Genomic DNA, 16362 nt, shown 5'->3' on the forward strand with positions numbered 1-16362 from the left:
AAATAGTCGGCTCCCGCCGTTCAACAATCTCTCTTAAGAATGATTGAAAGATATTCATTGAAAAAAGAAGCTGAACGCTGCCGGTCCTTACTATCGCGTACTTCCACAAATTGCGTGCCGGCAGTAGGCATCAAAGATGCCAATAGGCGGGCATGCAGTTGTAAAAAGAACGAAATAGTCGGCTCCCGCCGTTCAACAACCTCTCTTAAGAATGATTGATTGAAAGATATTCATTGAAAAAAGAAGCTGAACGCTGCCGGTCCTTACTATCGTGTACTTCCATAAATCGCGCGCCGGCAGTGGGTAATCATTCGACTCTCAGAATAGTTCTTATCTTTATAAAAGCCGATGAGCTACCGGGTCTTACTCCTGCGTACTTTCTCTAATCCCGCGACGGCAGTAGAGATCAAAGATGCCAATAGGCGGGCATGCAGTTGTAAAAAGAACGAAATAGTCGGCTCCCGCCGTTCAACAATCTCTCTTAAGAATGATTGATTGAAAGATATTCCATTGAAAAAGAAACTGAACGCTGCCGGTCCTTACTATCACGTACTTCCACAAATCGCGTGCCGGCAAGTGGACATCAAAGATGCCAATAGGCGGGCATGCAGTTGTAAAAAGAACGAAATAGTCGGCTCCCGCCGTTCAATAACCTCTCTTAAGAATGATTGATTGAAAGATATTCCATTGAAAAAAGAAACTGAACGCTGCCGGTCCTTACTATCACGTACTTCCACAAATCGCGTGCCGGCAAGTGGACATCAAAGATGCCAATAGGCGGGCATGCAGTTGCAAAAAGAACGAAATAGTCGGCTCCTGCCGTTCAACAACCTCTCTTAAGAATCATTGATTGAAAGATATTCATTGAAAAAAGAAGCTGAACGAACGTCGTTGGGTTTACTTTTGCATGCTTTCATCAATCTCCTGCTGATAGAAAATAATTAATTCCAAATCGCCGGCATTTTTTATCAAAATCATATCTATTTTTAGATGCACTTAAGTTGCGTGGAGAGCGCTATTTTATTTGGAAAAGAGCAGATTAAGACCGACAAATATTGACATAAAAACAAAATAGTGGAGAAAAGTGGCGAAAAGTGGAAAATATTTTATAGAAAGTGTAATATTTGCTCTAATGATAGAGATATAAGGATGATCGTGAGCAACCCAACGGATAAACATATTTCGGTTCTTTTAGAAGAGTCGATCACTGCACTCAATATTAAACCCAATGGAGTCTATGTAGATGCTACTTTTGGGCGCGGAGGACATTCCCGTGAGATCTTAAAACATCTGAGCAGTGAAGGGTTGTTAATCGGCATCGATAGAGATTTAACAGCACAAGCTTATGCCAATGAGCATTTCTCGCAATATGAGAATTTTCGTTTTCTACGCGGAGAGATGGGAAATATAGCGGCGCTTATAGAATCGATCGGAATCTCAGAGGTTGACGGTATCTTAATGGATATTGGCGTTTCATCCCCCCAACTTGATGAGGCAGAACGTGGTTTTAGCTTTATGAAAGAGGGGCCATTAGATATGCGTATGGACCAAAAAGCAGAGCTAAGCGCCGAAGTTTGGGTGGCCCAAACAAGCGTGGAAGAGATGACCGAAGTCTTTAAGAAATATGGTGAAGAGCGTTTCTCCCATCGAATCGCCCGAGCAATTGAGCGAGAGAGAGCAGAAACGCCCATCACAACAACATTACAGCTTGCCAATATTATTAGTGATGCAATGCCCTTTAAAGAGGGGCGTATTCATCCGGCAACGCGGGTTTTTCAAGCAATCCGTATCGCAGTTAATGGAGAGCTTGAGCAGTTAGAAGCTGCATTAGCCCAATCAGTGGAGATATTAGGTCATGAGGGAAGGTTAGCCGTTATCAGTTTCCACTCCCTTGAGGATCGAATTGTAAAACACTTTATGCGGGATCAATCGAGAGTGAAAGATCTCTATCCAGATCTTCCTGTCTTAATTAGTGCAGGTAAACCGGCGCTGAAAGTGATTGGGAAACCAATTAAAGCAAGCGATGAAGAGTGCCGGGCAAATGTGCGTTCTAGAAGTGCAATCTTGCGGATTGCAGAGAGGGTTCTATGAGAGTAGATAAGTTAATTATTGCAGTCATGATGGGAATCGTTGCATTGGGCATCTATCGTTCAGTGACGATCCAACAGAGCTACAGACTGTGGAATGAGATCGATAAGATCGAGCGGGAGAATATCGCGCTACGTGAAGAGTATGGTCGCTTGCAGTTAGAAGAGAGCATGTTAATTACAGAAGCGCTTCTCGATAGCGAGACAAGAGAGCAGTTGAAGATGGTCGTTCCTGATGAGAGCGCTATTGTCTATGTGATTGAGACCAATACCGATGTGAAATATGTTGGCCTTGACCCTAAAGGGGTTAATGCACAATAAGTATCATGATAGTAAGGAAGTTACCGGCGCTTTGTGTGCCGGTCTTTCTATTCTGTTTTTTTATATTATAAACTCTATGAAAAATACTCCTCACTCGATAGACATCAGACATCAGAAATCAGAAATCAGGCATCAGATCTAGATCGATACAACTTAAAATAGAGCATAAAAAAAGCGAGTAAAAGAGAACGAATGAAGAGCGTATTGACATCGCTAAAGAAGCGTAATTGGCGGAAAATATTCGTCTTAGGGATTTTTACACTTATAGCGTTTGCCGTTGTAGCGAGAGCCCTCTATCTTCAATATTATATGACTGACTTCCTCTTAGAGCAGGGAGATAACCGTTTTGTCCGCCATGTGAAGAATCCTGCTGTTCGTGGCACAATCTATGACCGCAATGGTGAGCCGATTGCACTCTCTACAGAAGTACGATCAATCTGGATTGACCCCAGTATCTTGAGTCAAAATCTCCATGAAATTCCTAAACTCTCCTATTTCTTAGGTCGCTCTGAAGAGGAGATTAAGCAGTTGATCCTCTCTCGTCAAAAATCACGATTCTACTGGTTAAAGCGACAGCTCCCACCTCATGAAGCAAAGGCGTTAATGGATCTTAAGATCCCCGGCGTTTACGATCAGGTGGAGTATAAACGCTACTATCCCGATGCAGAGATTACCTCCCATCTTTTAGGATTTACCAATATCGATGATGATGGGATCGAAGGGTTAGAACTCTCCTATCAAGATTGGCTTAAAGGGGATGATACAACAACTCGTATCTTAAAGGATGCGAAAGGGCGTGTGATCGAGCGAAAGGAGATTATCGATATGGATAATTTCCGTGAGAGTAAAGATCTCACCTTGACGATCGATCGCCGCATTCAGATCTCTGCTTATCGCGCATTGAAGACAGGTATGATTAAGCATGAAGCGGTTGCCGGCGCAGTGATTGTTGCTGATATGCGAACAGGGGATATTTTAGCGATGGTGAATCAACCCGCAGGAAACCCCAATCGTTTAGATGAACGCCGAGCAGAGCTTATGAAAAATAGGGTCATTACCGATATCTTTGAGCCGGGATCGACCATTAAACCCTTTGTCGTTGCCGCAGGTTTAGAATCTGGTAAATGGCGCCCTAATTCGATTGTAAAGACAGGGCGTGGTGGTTATCGCGTGGGTAAAAATGTGATTCGCGATGTCTCCTCTTCAGATTCAATGGATGTCACGACGGTCTTGATGAAGTCGAGTAACATCGGTGTTGTACGCATTGCCGAGACACTTGAACCCTCAATTCTCTACAATATCTATGACAAAATCGGTATCGGCCAAAAGAGCCAATTGCGCTTAACCGGTGAAGAAGCAGGGCGACTCGGTCCGCTTCGTCGTTGGCAAGTCGATCCTTTTGAGTATGCGACTAAAGCTTATGGTTATGGGATCAGTGTCAATACCTTAAAATTAGCGCAGATGTACACCGTCTTTGGTAATGAAGGCAAATATCGCCCCCTTCGGATTGTGAAGAATGATTACTATCCTGAAACGGTAGAGGTCTTCAGCCCGCGCGTGACAGGAGAGGTACTCTTAATGTTAGAAGCCGCAACTGATAAAGCGAAAGGTGCCGGCGGTTGGCGTGCCCGTGTTCCTAACTTTAGAGTAGGAGGAAAATCGGGAACGAGTCGTAAGATTGTTAATGGTAAATATAGTAGTACCCATCATCGTAGCTCCTTTGTTGGCGTTGCACCGATCTCCGATCCACAATATGTGGTGGCAGTGGTGATCGATGAGCCGAGAAAAGATGGCTATTATGGTGGTTTGGTCGCCGCGTCGATCTTTAGTGATGTGATGCGTAGCACTTTAAGAATTATGGGAACAAAGCCCGATGCCTTATTGGATGAACCTAATATTAAGTTGATCGCGAAATAGCGCGGCAATGATTGTTATGCAAAGGAGTGATGGATGAAATTAGCGGCACTTTTAGAAGGAACAGCGATACTCGGTGATATTCCTGCCGAATTCTTAGCCATTGAGGTTTCAGGATTGGCATCTGATAGCCGTTATGCAGCGCCCGGGGATCTCTTTTTTGCAAGACAGGGCGAAGTAAGCCATGGGCTCGATTATCTAGCTTCATTAGAAAAAATTGGCGTAAGTGCCATCCTCTATGAAGATCCTCAAGGGGTGGTTGCTCATCCTACGACAATTCCCGCACTCAAAGTGGCGTCGATCGACTCATTGATGCGCCATCTTACCTTCCGTTATTATGAAGAGTTACAATCTCGCATTGCCCTGATCGGGGTTACAGGGACGGAAGGGAAGACCTCGGTGACACAATTTATTGTTAAAGCCTTCGAAGCGCTCAATATTGATTGTGGTCTTATCGGGACAAATGGTATCGGTTTTCTCCATAATTTGAAGGAGAATACCCATACAACGCCCGATCTTTTAGCGCTCTACCAATCTCTCGCGGAGATCGATAATCACGATAATGTCCGGGTATTGATCAATGGGGAACTCCCTATCGCGCTCGAGGTGACCTCGCATGCCCTCGATCAAAAACGGGTTGAGGGGCTCTCTTTTGAGACCACTGTCTTTACCAATCTCAATCGTGATCACCTCGATTATCACGGGACATTAGAGGCCTATGGCGAGGCCAAAGCACGCCTCTTCTTGGAGTATCCTCAAAAAAATAGTGTGATCAATCTCGATGATCCTTTTGGCGCTAAGATCTATCAGCGTTTAAAACAGGAGCGCCCTGAAGTACGAACTTTCCCCTTTGGGAGAGCGCCTTCAGAAGCGGCCAATTATCTCCATATCGACAATCTTGAACTCCATGCGGAAGGGCTCCGTTTCAATCTTCACTTTGAAGGGAAATCATACCCAATTGAGAGTCCGCTCTATGGTGCATTTAATGCCTATAACTTAGTTGCGGCGATCGCGGTTCTTCTCTCATTTCGTCTCCGTATTGAGTGGATTGTGGAGATTATTCCCCATATTTCCCATGTTAAAGGGCGTATGGAGATGCTCCATCTTAAAAATGGGGCGGTTGCAGTTGTCGATTATGCCCATAAACCCAATGCGTTAAAGCAGGCGCTTATCTCCTTAAGAGATCATCTCGATGAGGGTTCGCTCTCGGTTGTCTTTGGTTGTGGCGGCAATCGTGATAAAGGAAAACGGCCATTGATGGCGGCGATTGCAGAGGCGCATGCCGATAAGATCATTATCACGAGTGATAATCCTCGCTTTGAAGAGCCGATGGCAATTATTGAGGAGATCAAAGCGGGGTTAAAAGATCCTGAAGGCACCCATATTGCTATTGAAGCTGATCGTGCAGCAGCCATTGCGATGGCGATTCGCACCAGTGCGCCGGGCGATATTATTCTGATTGCCGGAAAAGGGCATGAAGATTACCAAATTTTAGGAGATAGAGAGATCTATTTCTCCGACTTTGCTGAAGTAGAGAAGAATAACGAGGAGTTATCGTATGAAGCTATCTGATGCCGCTAAAATTATGAATGGTGAGCTGATCGGGCAGGATGCCTACTTCTTTGGAGGCGCAAGTGATACGCGTAAACTCAAGCCGGGTGAGCTCTTTTTTGCATGGAAAGGGGATCGTTTCGATGCTCACGATTATTTAGAGAGCGCTGAACTCAAGGGGGCGATTGGTGCCGTTGTTGAGCGCTTTGTCCCCTCCGCACAGATTGCACAGATTGTTGTTAAAGATAGCCAAAAAGCTTTAGGGAAAATTGCCAAAGCTTGGCGTAAAGAGTGGCAAGGAACGATGATCGCCTTAACGGGATCGAATGGTAAGACCACACTGAAAGAGATGATCACCTCGATCCTATCACTGAACCACGATGTTTTAGCAACGGAGAGCAACTACAATAATCATGTTGGTTGCCCATTGATGCTACTTCGCCTCAATAAACATCATACGCATGCCGTGATCGAGATGGGGGCGAATCATCCTCATGAGATTGAGTATTTAACAAAGATTGTAAAGCCTGATATTGCGATCTTAAATAATGCTGGCGCTTGTCATCTAGAGGGATTTGGCTCTCTTGAAGGTGTTGCTGAAGCAAAGGCGGAGATTTTTTTAGGTCTTGCGAAAGAGGGAACGGCGATTATCAATGCCGATGATGCATTCGCGGAGAAGTGGCTACAAGATGTGATCGATTTTAAGAGTCTCACATTTGGTATTAAATCGACCGCCGATGTGATGGCGCATCAGATAGAGGGGCGCTCCTTTGAGCTTGAGTTAAAACCCCTCAATGAGAAGCGGAAGATCGAATTACAACTTTTAGGGCGACACAATATCCTCAATGCTTTAGCCGCCTCTGCCGCGGCTGTTGCTGCAGGTGAGTCGATCGATACGATTCAGAAAGGGCTTGAGCGTTTAGAGGCTGTTCAGGGTCGTCTGCAAGTGGTAAAACTTAAAGAGAATGTGCAGCTCGTCAATGATGCCTATAATGCCAATCCTAACTCCTTAAAAGCGGGAATTGATGCCTGTAATGCCGGCACTCGTTGGCTAGTATTAGGGGATATGCGTGAATTAGGAAAAGAGGAGATCGCAATCCATCGTGAATGTGGCCACTATGCGAAAGAGGCAGGTTTTAGCCAGCTCTTTGCCTTAGGGGAATTGACTAAGGCAAGTGTTGAAGGTTTTGGCGATGGCGCCATCAGTTTTCCTGATCATCAATCACTGCTTGAGGCGCTTAAAGAGGCGATTGCCACTTATGAGGACTCAACGCTCTTAACGATCCTTCTAAAAGGTTCTAATAGCATGAATATGCAATACTTTTATGAAGCGCTTCTCCGGGAGCGTGAGTATCGCGATGATGAGTAATTGCATAATGACTCATGGAACCATGAATCATGCCAGAAGAGTCGAACTTATCCTTCGATTGATAACTCAATTAAGAGCCTAACTAATAACTCAATTAAAAGCCCAATTAGTAATTCAAATAGTAATTCAAATAGTAACTCAAATAGTAACTCAAGTTACACTCCACTCACTACTTCATTAGAATAGTTCGTTTAAAGGATTCACCACTATGTTGTATGCGCTTCTCTCTCTCTTGGCTGATTACTGGTCGCCGCTACGTGTTTTTCAATACATCACGATGCGCGGAATTATGTCGGCCTTGACGGCGCTTGTCTTTAGTATCGGTTTTGGCCCAAGTTTTATTCGTTATCTTCAAAAGCAGCAGATCGGTCAATTTGTCCGTAATGATGGTCCGGAGAGCCACCTCTCTAAGCAGGGGACGCCGACAATGGGGGGGATCCTCATTATCTTTGGAATTCTGATCTCAACGCTCTTATGGGCAGATCTGACCAATTTTGATGTCTGGGTCGTGCTCTTTGTGTTGCTCAGTTTTGGTGCAGTTGGATTTCTAGATGATTATCGTAAAGTGGTGAAGAAGCAATCTTTAGGGCTTCGGGCAAAAGAGAAGTATCTCTACCTTAGTGCCGCTGGCCTCCTTGCTTCTTGTGCGCTCTACTTTACGGCAGAGACCCCATCAGATACCGATCTCTTAATTCCCTACTTTAAAGATCTTGCGATTCCCTTAGGGATTCTCTTTATTCCTTTTACCTATTTAGTGATTGTGGGTGCGAGTAATGCCGTTAATATGACCGATGGTCTGGATGGGTTAGCGATTATGCCGACCATTATGGTAGGCGGGGCATTAGCGGTCTTTGCTTATATTGCCGGCAATATGATCTTTGCAAATTATCTCTCGCTCCCTTATGTGGAAGGTGCAGGAGAGGTATTAGTAATTTGTGCTGCGATTGTGGGTGCGGGTTTGGGCTTTTTATGGTTTAATACCTATCCTGCTCAGGTCTTTATGGGAGATGTGGGCGCGCTCTCATTGGGGGGCGTATTAGGGGTCATTGCGGTTATTGTGCGTCAAGAGCTTGTCTTTTTTATTATGAGTGGGCTCTTTGTGATGGAGACTCTCTCGGTGATTCTACAGGTTGCCTCCTTTAAGTTGCGCAAAAAGCGTCTTTTTAGAATGGCGCCGATTCATCATCATTTTGAATTAAAAGGGTGGCCGGAGCCGCGCGTGATTGTCCGATTCTGGATCTTTACCTTTATTCTAGTATTGGTCGGCTTAGCATCGATAAAGCTTCGCTAATATCTCCTTCAATGCCCTTTAAAATCTTCTGAAAGACTTCTTTGAACTATTTCCTTAAAAGATTTCCTTGAAAGATTTTAAAAAATTTACAGTACCGTTAACATTTGTTGCTACATTAGTTTAGACATTAGTTGAGACATTGATTGTGATATTACTTTTATAAAAGTGATAGACAATAGAGAAGACATTCCGATTGAATGGCGTATAATAGAAAAATTACATATTCACTACAAACATTCATTCGACACAGATTAAAAAGTTTTATTCAAAAGTTTTATCAAAAAGTTTTATCAAAAGTTTTTAATGACAGTGCATTCTATTTATGAGGAGAAGCAAATATGAAAAAACCAGTACGAGTAACCATCACAGGTGCAGCAGGTAATATCGGTTATGCGATGGCTTTCCGTATCGCAGCAGGCGATATGTTAGGTCCAGATCAACCTGTTATCCTTCAGCTTTTAGAGATCACCCCAGCATTAGAAGCACTGAAAGGTGTGGTGATGGAGCTCAATGACTGTGCGTTCCCATTAGTACAAGATATCATTGCGACAGATGATCTAAATGTTGCGTTTAAAGATACTGATTACGCGATGCTCGTTGGTGCGCGTCCACGTGGTCCAGGTATGGAACGTAAAGATCTTCTTGAAGCAAATGGTGCGATCTTTGGTCCACAAGGTAAAGCACTTAATGACCATGCAAGTCGTGATGTCAAAGTATTAGTTGTTGGCAACCCAGCAAATACAAACGCATTGATCGCAATGAAGAATGCGCCAGATCTTAACCCACGCCATTTCCATGCAATGACACGTTTAGATCATAACCGTGGTTTAAGCCTTCTTGCTGAAAAAACAGGTTCACATATCAATGACATCAAGAAGATGACAATCTGGGGTAACCACTCTTCAACACAATATCCAGATCTAACCTTTACTACCGTTAATGGTAAGCCAGCGCTTGAGTTAATTGAGCGTGACTGGTATGAAAACGAGTATATTCCACAAGTTCAACAACGTGGTGCGGCGATCATCAAAGCACGTGGAGCATCTTCTGCGGCATCAGCAGCATCATCAGCGATTGATCATATGCGCTCATGGGCATTAGGTACTAAAGAGGGCGATTGGGTCTCTATGGCAGTACCTGCTGATGGTTCATACGGCATTGAAGAAGGTATCATCTACTCATATCCATGTGTTTGTAAAGATGGAGACTTTGAGATTGTTCAAGGTCTTGAGATCTCAGACTACTCACGTGAAAAAATGGATGCAACCGAGAAAGAACTTCGTGAAGAAGCTGATGCGGTTAAATCACTTTTAGGTTAATACGCACGATTCGTTACTGATCAATGATCAATAAGTGTTTATAACTGATCAAGCGAACCTAAAGTTAGAAGGGCTAATCATGATCGATAAGATCTGATTAGCCTTTTTCGTAGGTGATCTGTAGTTTTAGTTGGCATCATTGATTCCAATAGGCGGGCATGCAGAGGTGAAAAGAGCGAAATAGTCGGCTCCCGCCGCTCCACGGTTTTTCTTAAGAATCATTGGTAGAAAGATATTGCTTGAAAGATCTTTATTGAGAAAAAGGCTGAACGCTGCCGGTCCTCACTATCGCGTACTTCCATCAATCTTGCGCCGGCAGTTGGCGATCTTCTATCGCCAATAACTTTCTTATTTTTTTGAAATAACATAGGTTGATGAGTTGCCGGAGATGACCATTGCATCCTTTCAAAATTTACATGCCGGCAAATATCGCTACTTTAGCGATATCATCCTCGGCGCTGAAAGTGCCGAACAGCGGGCATGCAGAGGTGAAAAGAGCGAAATGGTCGGCTCCCGCCGTTCCACGGCTTTTCTTAAGAATCATTGTTCGAAAGATATCGAAAAAAGAAGCTGAACGCTGCCGGATCTCACTATCGTGTACTTGCAGAAACTTCGCGCCGGCAGTTGGTTGGCATTGAAAGATGCTAAATGGCGGGCATGCAGAGGTGAAAAGAGCGAAATGGTCGGCTCCCGCCGTTCCACGGCTTTTCTTAAGAATCATTGATCGAAAGATATCGATCGAAAAGAAGCTGAACGCTGCCGGTCCTCACTATCGTGTACTTCTACCCATCGCGTGCCGGCAATGGAATATTTAAATATTGGATAGGGGATCTTGATTCAAGATCTGAAAGAGGCTGATTGAAAATGATGATGAGAATCATTAGCCAACTTCTTGCGGCTACTGTTAGAATAGAGAATTATGTAATGTGTTATCTCAAAAACTGTAGATGATATCGATGATATTGATGATGTAGAAGAGATGATGCCGTAAGGGGATACCCCTTTTTATTGATGCAATGATTCACATAAAATTCACGACGATAAAGTAGAGATTTAAGAATGAAGAAAATTGGTGTTGTATTAACAAATTTAGGGACTCCCGATTCTCCAACTAAAGAGGCGCTGAAGGTCTATCTTGAAGAGTTTTTGAAAGATCCTCGCGTGATTGAGGAGCCTAAATGGAAGTGGTACCCCATTCTTTACGGGATTATCCTCAATACCCGTCCGCAAAAATCGGCGGAGAAGTATCTAGAGGTTTGGGATAATGGTTCGCCATTACTCAATATTACAAAGGCGCAAGCGGAGAAGTTAACGCAATTATTGCCGGATAATTACCAAGTTGAGATTGCGATGCGTTATGGCAACCCTTCGATTGAATCGGCGATTAAGAAGTTGATTGCTGATAAGGCCGATGAGATCGTTATTTTCCCTCTCTACCCACAATATTCTGCCGCGACAACGGCATCGGTGATGGATAAGGTTGGGGAAGTGCTAAAAGAGTTGCGCTACTTCCCGGCACTACGTGTTTTGGGCGCTTACTATCAAAACCCGCTCTATATCGATGCTTGTGTTGAACGTATTCGTGAATCAACAAAAGATCTAGAGCTTGATAAATATGTCTTCTCCTATCACGGTATGCCGCTTCAAACCTATCTTGAAGGGGACCCATACTTTGATCAATGTCTAGAGACAACGCGCTTAATCGCAGAGCGAATGGGAGAACCGCTAGAACGTTTTGAAACGGTCTTCCAATCCCGTTTTGGACGTGCAGAGTGGCTCCAACCTTATGCCGCACAATTCTTTGAAGAAGCGCCCGGCAATGCCATTACCAAGATCGCCGTCTTCTGTCCAGGATTTAGCGCAGACTGCTTAGAGACATTAGAAGAGATGGCGATGGAGAATTATGAGCTCTTTATGGAATCAGGTGGGGAAGCCTATACCTTTATCCCCTGTATCAATAGCGATGATCTCCATATTGAGATGATGAAGGATGAGGTTCTTAAATAGAATCTCATAAGAGCGTTAAATAGCATTAAATATAAGCAGATACAAAAAAGAGACACAAAAAGAGAGCGATCGGTTTAATTCGATCGCTCTCTTTCTATTTTGATATTGGAAAATCCGTTTTTACGGTATTAATCCTGTTATCCTACTATCCTATTACGCTTCTACTTTGCTCTCTTTCAACATCTTCTCAAGATGGTGAATATCCATTCCTCCTTTGAGGAAGACAGGATCGTTTAAGATACGAAGATGCAATTCAGCATTGGTGTTGATGCCTTCAATAATGAGCTCATGAAGCGCATTTTTAAGGCGACCAATCGCCATATCACGCGTGGGTGCATAGGAGATAATCTTCGCAATCATCGAGTCGTAGAAAGGTGGAACGGTATAACCTGCATAGATATGGGTATCGATACGGATACCAGGGCCACCTGGTGGATGATAATTGGTGATTAAACCCGGAGAGGGGATAAAGGTCTCAGGATGCTCCGCATTGATACGGCACTCGATCGCATGACCTTCAAACTTGATATCCTCTTGGGTAATCGTCAATGGCATACCACTTGCGATCTTCAACTGTTCACGAACAAGATCGACACCGGTGATCATCTCTGTAATAGGATGCTCAACCTGAATACGGGTATTCATCTCGATAAAGAAGAACTCACCATTTTCATAGAGGAATTCAAATGTTCCGGCACCACGGTAGTTGATACGTTTACACGCTTCAACACATGCTTGACCGATACGCGCACGCTCTTCAGCAGTAATGCCAGGAGCAGGTGCTTCTTCCAATACTTTCTGGTGACGACGCTGTAAGGAGCAGTCACGCTCACCTAGATGGATTGCATTTCCTTGCCCATCAGCTAAGACCTGAATCTCAATATGGCGCGGCTTTTGCAGATAACGCTCCATATAGACCTCAGGGTTACCAAAGGCGGCTAATGCTTCTGATTTCGTCAATTCGATTGAGCGAAGGAGATCCTTTTCAGATTCTACAACGCGCATACCGCGACCACCGCCACCGCCGGAAGCTTTAACGATAATGGGATATCCCACTTCACGCGCAAGGCGGAGGTTTTCATCTTTATCATCACTCAAAGCATCGCCAGAACCGGGAACACAGGGAACACCTGCTTCAATCATCGCTTTCTTTGCCGAAACTTTATCTCCCATAATACGGATTGTCTCCGCTGTAGGGCCGATAAAGGTAAAGCCTGAGCTCTCAACACGCTCTGCAAAATCGGCATTTTCAGCTAAGAAACCGTAACCAGGATGGATACCATCGGCATTGGTTAACTCTGCTGCCGCGATAATACTAGGGATATTGAGGTAGCTAAGGCCGGGCGCAGGTGGACCGATACAGACCGATTCATCTGCAAGGCGGACATGCTTAAGATCCTTATCACCGGTAGAGTGAACAGCAACAGTCTGAATTCCAAGCTCTTTACAAGCTCTTAGAATTCGCAGTGCGATCTCCCCACGGTTAGCAATTAATACTTTTTTTAACATCTCGAATAGCTCCTTATTCAAGGATCATGAGAGGCTGATCAAACTCTACAGGCTCACCATTTTCTACTAAGAATTTAACAACTCTTCCAGAAACTTCAGCTTCGATTTGATTAAACATCTTCATCGCTTCGATGATGCAAACGACATCGCCGACATTAACTTGCGCATCTACTTCTGTGAATGGGTCTGAAGTAGGGGACGCTGCACGATAGAATGTTCCCACCATTGGTGAACGAATAATCTTTCCAGAGAGTTCAGCAGGAGCTGCTTCTGGCGCTGAAGTTGTCGCAACGGATGGCATCTGCACATTTGTTTGTGGTGCAGCTTGTGGCTGCATCATTGGCATCTGACCGGTAAATACCTGCGTCTCTTTTGGAAAGCGGCTGATACGAAGTGACTCTTCACCGTCTGTAATCTCGATTTCATCGATGGATGAGTTATCAATGAGTTCTACGAGTTTTTCAATTTCTTTAATATCCATTAAGATTAGCTCCTATGTAAAATGATAAGGAGATTCCATGCAGGAATCTCCTTATTTCGATCTATTTGTTCGAGTATTTGTTAGAGATTATATTCGTAATATTGAGTAGTGCAAGTTCATAGCCATAAAGACCACACCCGACAATGACGCCATTGGCAATGTCAGATAGGTATGAGGTATGTCTAAAGGGCTCTCGGCTAAAGACATTAGAGATATGGATCTCCACAAATGGAATCCCTACGCCGAGAAAAGCATCACGAATTGCAACGCTTGTATGGGTAAATGCACCTGGATTGATGATGATTCCTTCAATATTATTCTGCTTTGCTGCATGAATTGCTTCGACAATCTCATATTCGCGATTACTCTGCATTGTGATTAAATCGATATTGCACGCCTTTCCGCATTCTACAAGGTGCGACTCAAGCATCTCAAGTGTTGTGTGGCCATAAATCTCAGGCTCACGCATTCCTAAGAGGTTTAAGTTAACTCCATTGATCAGAAGGATTTTTTTGTGCTTTTCTTGATTCATCATAAGTGCCATTTTACCGCATAATTTTTAAGAGTGCCTAAATATTCCTTTATACCATTAAGGCTTTTCGTTTGGCATTTTTTATTTTTAAACGCGATCTAAAGCGCTACTTAAATCACTATTGAAATTCTCTACCATTCTCTTTCTTCTACTCTTTTAAAAGTAACCCAAAAGTAACCCGAAAGTAATTGATTCAACCACTCTTTTTCTCTCTTCATTATCTCTCATTTATCTCTCATTTATCTCTCATTTATCTCTTAGATAATAGGTTTTGAGATCTTTATTGATCGATCTTAAATTTGTTTAAAATCATGATCAATGAGTGAAGAAAGTGATTATAAAAAGGATTTACCATAGCGTTAAAATCGCTCTAATAAAAAAAATAAAGCGGTTTTTTTGATCAATCTCAGTTATACTCCCTTTCTGTTTAGCAAATAGAATGAATGGAATGACTAAAAAAGAGAGTTATTTTTCAATCGATTACTTAAGCCGTATCCCCTCCTTGCGCCACATCACAGGGCAGACATTTCTGCTGATCCTCTGCATGATGGCCTCGCTTCTAACTGTCGCTTATGCATCAGGGCGAGAGCGCGCGCAGCTCTACGAACCCGATCTACTTCTCACCACCAAACTCAATAATGGGATGGGGATGGGAGATAAAGATCACGCTCGTGTTCGTGCAATGATCCAAAATTATGAGACAAAAAATGCCGGAGTCTTCACTCATCTCGATGGTGATGGGCTAGTGGTATTTAATTATGTGGTTGATGAGTTAGCACGCAGAGGCTTACCGCTTGAGATCGCATTTGTTCCATTAGTGGAGAGTGGATATCGTCCTAATGCTCGTAATGGTCAACATATTGGGCTTTGGCAATTAGGTCCAGCGGCAGCAAAGACCTTTGGGATTCAGATCTCACAAAAGTCAGATGGGCGTTTAAACTTTGTTCGTGCGACAGAGGCAGCGCTCGATTATCTTGAGTATCTCAATCGCCGTTTTGATGGTGATTGGCTCTTGACGCTAGCGGCTTATAATGCCGGGGAAGGGCGAGTTCTTCGCAGTATGAAGAAGAATCGCGCAGCAGGCAAGCCGGTTAACTTCTGGAATTTAGATCTGCCACCCATTACAAAGGCTTATATCCCTAGAGTTTTAGCATTATCACAATTAGCGTTAGAGAAGCAGCAGCTTGAAGTGCCGGTGGAATCGATTCCGGAAATTATTGCGGTGAAATCACCTAATAAGAAAGAACTTTTAGAAGCGGCACGCCGTTATGGATTAAAAGAGCATACTATTAAGTATTTCAATCCAAGTGATTTCTACACAAAAGATGGTGCATCCGTCATGATTATGCCAAAAGAGATTGCCACATTAGCTTACGGCGCTAACTAAGCCTATAAGAGTAAGCCTATAAGAGTAGATCTATAAGAGCGATTAGAATTCATCGCCGGTGATTTTAGTGATAAAGATCGCCAACTGCCGGCGCGAGATTTGTGGAAGCACATGATAGTGAGACCCGGCAACGTTCAGCTTCTTTTTTCGATGAATATCTTTCAATGAATCATTCTTAAGAAAATTCGTGGAGCCGCGGGAGCCGACCATTTCGTTCTTTTAACCGGTGTATGCCCGCGATTCGGCGCTTTTAGCGCCGAGAAAATAACTAAATGCGCTTTAAACAGCTCTTAAACAGTAATTAAACAATATCTGTCGGTGATAAGAGTTCGCCTACTGCCGGCGCGAGATTTGTGGAAGCACGCGATAGTAAGATCCGGCAGCGTTCAGCTTCTTTTTTCGATGAATATCTTTCAATGAATCATTCTTAAGAGAAGCTGTGGAGCGGCGGGAGCCGACTATTTCGTTCTTTTAACCGGTGCATGCCCGCTGTTCGGCACTTTTAGCGCCGAGGATGATATCGCTAAAGTAACGATATTTGCCGGCATGCAAATTTTGAAAGGATGCAATGGTCATTTCCGGCAACTCATCAAC

17 protein-coding genes are annotated in these 16362 nt (G+C 43.7%); 12 read left to right on the plus strand and 5 right to left on the minus strand.

Translation table 11 applies throughout. The features are described 5' to 3' along the window. Nucleotides 1–57 precede the first annotated feature (57 nt). The 10 genes from AC0SAP_RS09750 (at nt 58) to AC0SAP_RS09795 (ending at nt 9852) form a co-directional block, all read left to right on the plus strand. On the plus strand, nt 58–219 hold the full coding sequence (locus AC0SAP_RS09750) for a hypothetical protein (protein ID WP_473384017.1): 162 nt from the start codon (nt 58–60) through the stop codon (nt 217–219). A gap of 129 nt (nt 220–348) precedes the next feature. Further along, nucleotides 349–495: a hypothetical protein gene (locus AC0SAP_RS09755; RefSeq protein ID WP_473384018.1), complete on the plus strand. Its 147-nt coding sequence runs from the start codon at nt 349–351 to the stop codon at nt 493–495. A gap of 15 nt (nt 496–510) precedes the next feature. Further along, nucleotides 511–672, plus strand: coding sequence for a hypothetical protein (locus AC0SAP_RS09760; protein ID WP_473384019.1), 162 nt, complete (start codon nt 511–513; stop codon nt 670–672). Between the two features lie 477 nt (nt 673–1149). After that, nucleotides 1150–2091, plus strand: coding sequence for a 16S rRNA (cytosine(1402)-N(4))-methyltransferase RsmH (gene rsmH / locus AC0SAP_RS09765; protein WP_286481591.1), 942 nt, complete (start codon nt 1150–1152; stop codon nt 2089–2091). Next, nucleotides 2088–2408: a cell division protein FtsL gene (gene ftsL, locus AC0SAP_RS09770; protein ID WP_286481590.1), complete on the plus strand. Its 321-nt coding sequence runs from the start codon at nt 2088–2090 to the stop codon at nt 2406–2408. Before rsmH ends, ftsL begins: the two co-directional genes overlap by 4 nt. A 192-nt stretch (nt 2409–2600) precedes the next feature. Further along, nucleotides 2601–4325 carry a peptidoglycan D,D-transpeptidase FtsI family protein gene (locus AC0SAP_RS09775; RefSeq protein WP_473384020.1) on the plus strand — a complete coding sequence of 575 codons (1725 nt, stop codon included), beginning with the start codon at nt 2601–2603 and terminating at the stop codon, nt 4323–4325. A 33-nt stretch (nt 4326–4358) separates the two neighbouring features. After that, nucleotides 4359–5894 (plus strand): UDP-N-acetylmuramoyl-L-alanyl-D-glutamate--2,6-diaminopimelate ligase, encoded by a 1536-nt coding sequence (locus tag AC0SAP_RS09780; RefSeq protein ID WP_473384021.1) that lies wholly within the window; start codon nt 4359–4361, stop codon nt 5892–5894. Next, nucleotides 5881–7242 carry a UDP-N-acetylmuramoyl-tripeptide--D-alanyl-D-alanine ligase gene (locus AC0SAP_RS09785; RefSeq protein WP_473384022.1) on the plus strand — a complete coding sequence of 454 codons (1362 nt, stop codon included), beginning with the start codon at nt 5881–5883 and terminating at the stop codon, nt 7240–7242. Before AC0SAP_RS09780 ends, AC0SAP_RS09785 begins: the two co-directional genes overlap by 14 nt. Nucleotides 7243–7450: 208 nt before the next feature. Next, entirely contained in the window at nt 7451–8533 is a 1083-nt protein-coding gene (mraY, locus tag AC0SAP_RS09790; RefSeq protein WP_473384023.1) for a phospho-N-acetylmuramoyl-pentapeptide-transferase, read from the plus strand. Nucleotides 8534–8871: 338 nt separating this feature from the next. Further along, entirely contained in the window at nt 8872–9852 is a 981-nt protein-coding gene (locus AC0SAP_RS09795) for a malate dehydrogenase (RefSeq protein WP_109236334.1), read from the plus strand. Nucleotides 9853–10264: 412 nt separating this feature from the next. Here AC0SAP_RS09795 and AC0SAP_RS09800 read toward each other — a convergent pair whose 3' ends face one another. Next, nucleotides 10265–10573 (minus strand): hypothetical protein, encoded by a 309-nt coding sequence (locus AC0SAP_RS09800; protein WP_473384024.1) that lies wholly within the window; start codon nt 10571–10573, stop codon nt 10265–10267. A 338-nt stretch (nt 10574–10911) separates the two neighbouring features. Here AC0SAP_RS09800 and hemH point away from each other — a divergent pair, with 338 nt between their 5' ends. Further along, nucleotides 10912–11859 carry a ferrochelatase gene (gene hemH / locus AC0SAP_RS09805; RefSeq protein WP_473384025.1) on the plus strand — a complete coding sequence of 316 codons (948 nt, stop codon included), beginning with the start codon at nt 10912–10914 and terminating at the stop codon, nt 11857–11859. Between the two features lie 153 nt (nt 11860–12012). Here hemH and accC read toward each other — a convergent pair whose 3' ends face one another. The 3 genes from accC to aroQ all read right to left on the minus strand — a co-directional run bounded on the left by accC (nt 12013) and on the right by aroQ (nt 14381). Continuing rightward, nucleotides 12013–13368, minus strand: coding sequence for an acetyl-CoA carboxylase biotin carboxylase subunit (gene accC / locus AC0SAP_RS09810; RefSeq protein WP_473384026.1), 1356 nt, complete (start codon nt 13366–13368; stop codon nt 12013–12015). A 13-nt stretch (nt 13369–13381) separates the two neighbouring features. Further along, complete coding sequence (gene accB, locus AC0SAP_RS09815) at nt 13382–13849, minus strand: acetyl-CoA carboxylase biotin carboxyl carrier protein (protein ID WP_286481580.1); 468 nt, start codon at nt 13847–13849, stop codon at nt 13382–13384. 61 nt (nt 13850–13910) lie between these two features. Next, entirely contained in the window at nt 13911–14381 is a 471-nt protein-coding gene (gene aroQ / locus AC0SAP_RS09820) for a type II 3-dehydroquinate dehydratase (protein WP_286481579.1), read from the minus strand. Nucleotides 14382–14829: 448 nt separating this feature from the next. On the opposite strand from aroQ, the gene AC0SAP_RS09825 reads away from it, so the two are divergent. Continuing rightward, a complete protein-coding gene (locus AC0SAP_RS09825) occupies nt 14830–15768 on the plus strand; it encodes a transglycosylase SLT domain-containing protein (RefSeq protein WP_473384027.1) in 939 nt (312 codons plus the stop codon). Between the two features lie 42 nt (nt 15769–15810). On the opposite strand, the gene AC0SAP_RS09830 is transcribed toward AC0SAP_RS09825, so the two are convergent. After that, complete coding sequence (locus tag AC0SAP_RS09830; protein ID WP_473384028.1) at nt 15811–15978, minus strand: hypothetical protein; 168 nt, start codon at nt 15976–15978, stop codon at nt 15811–15813. Nucleotides 15979–16362 lie beyond the last annotated feature (384 nt).

Source organism: Ignatzschineria sp. PL_is040 (assembly GCF_055813795.1).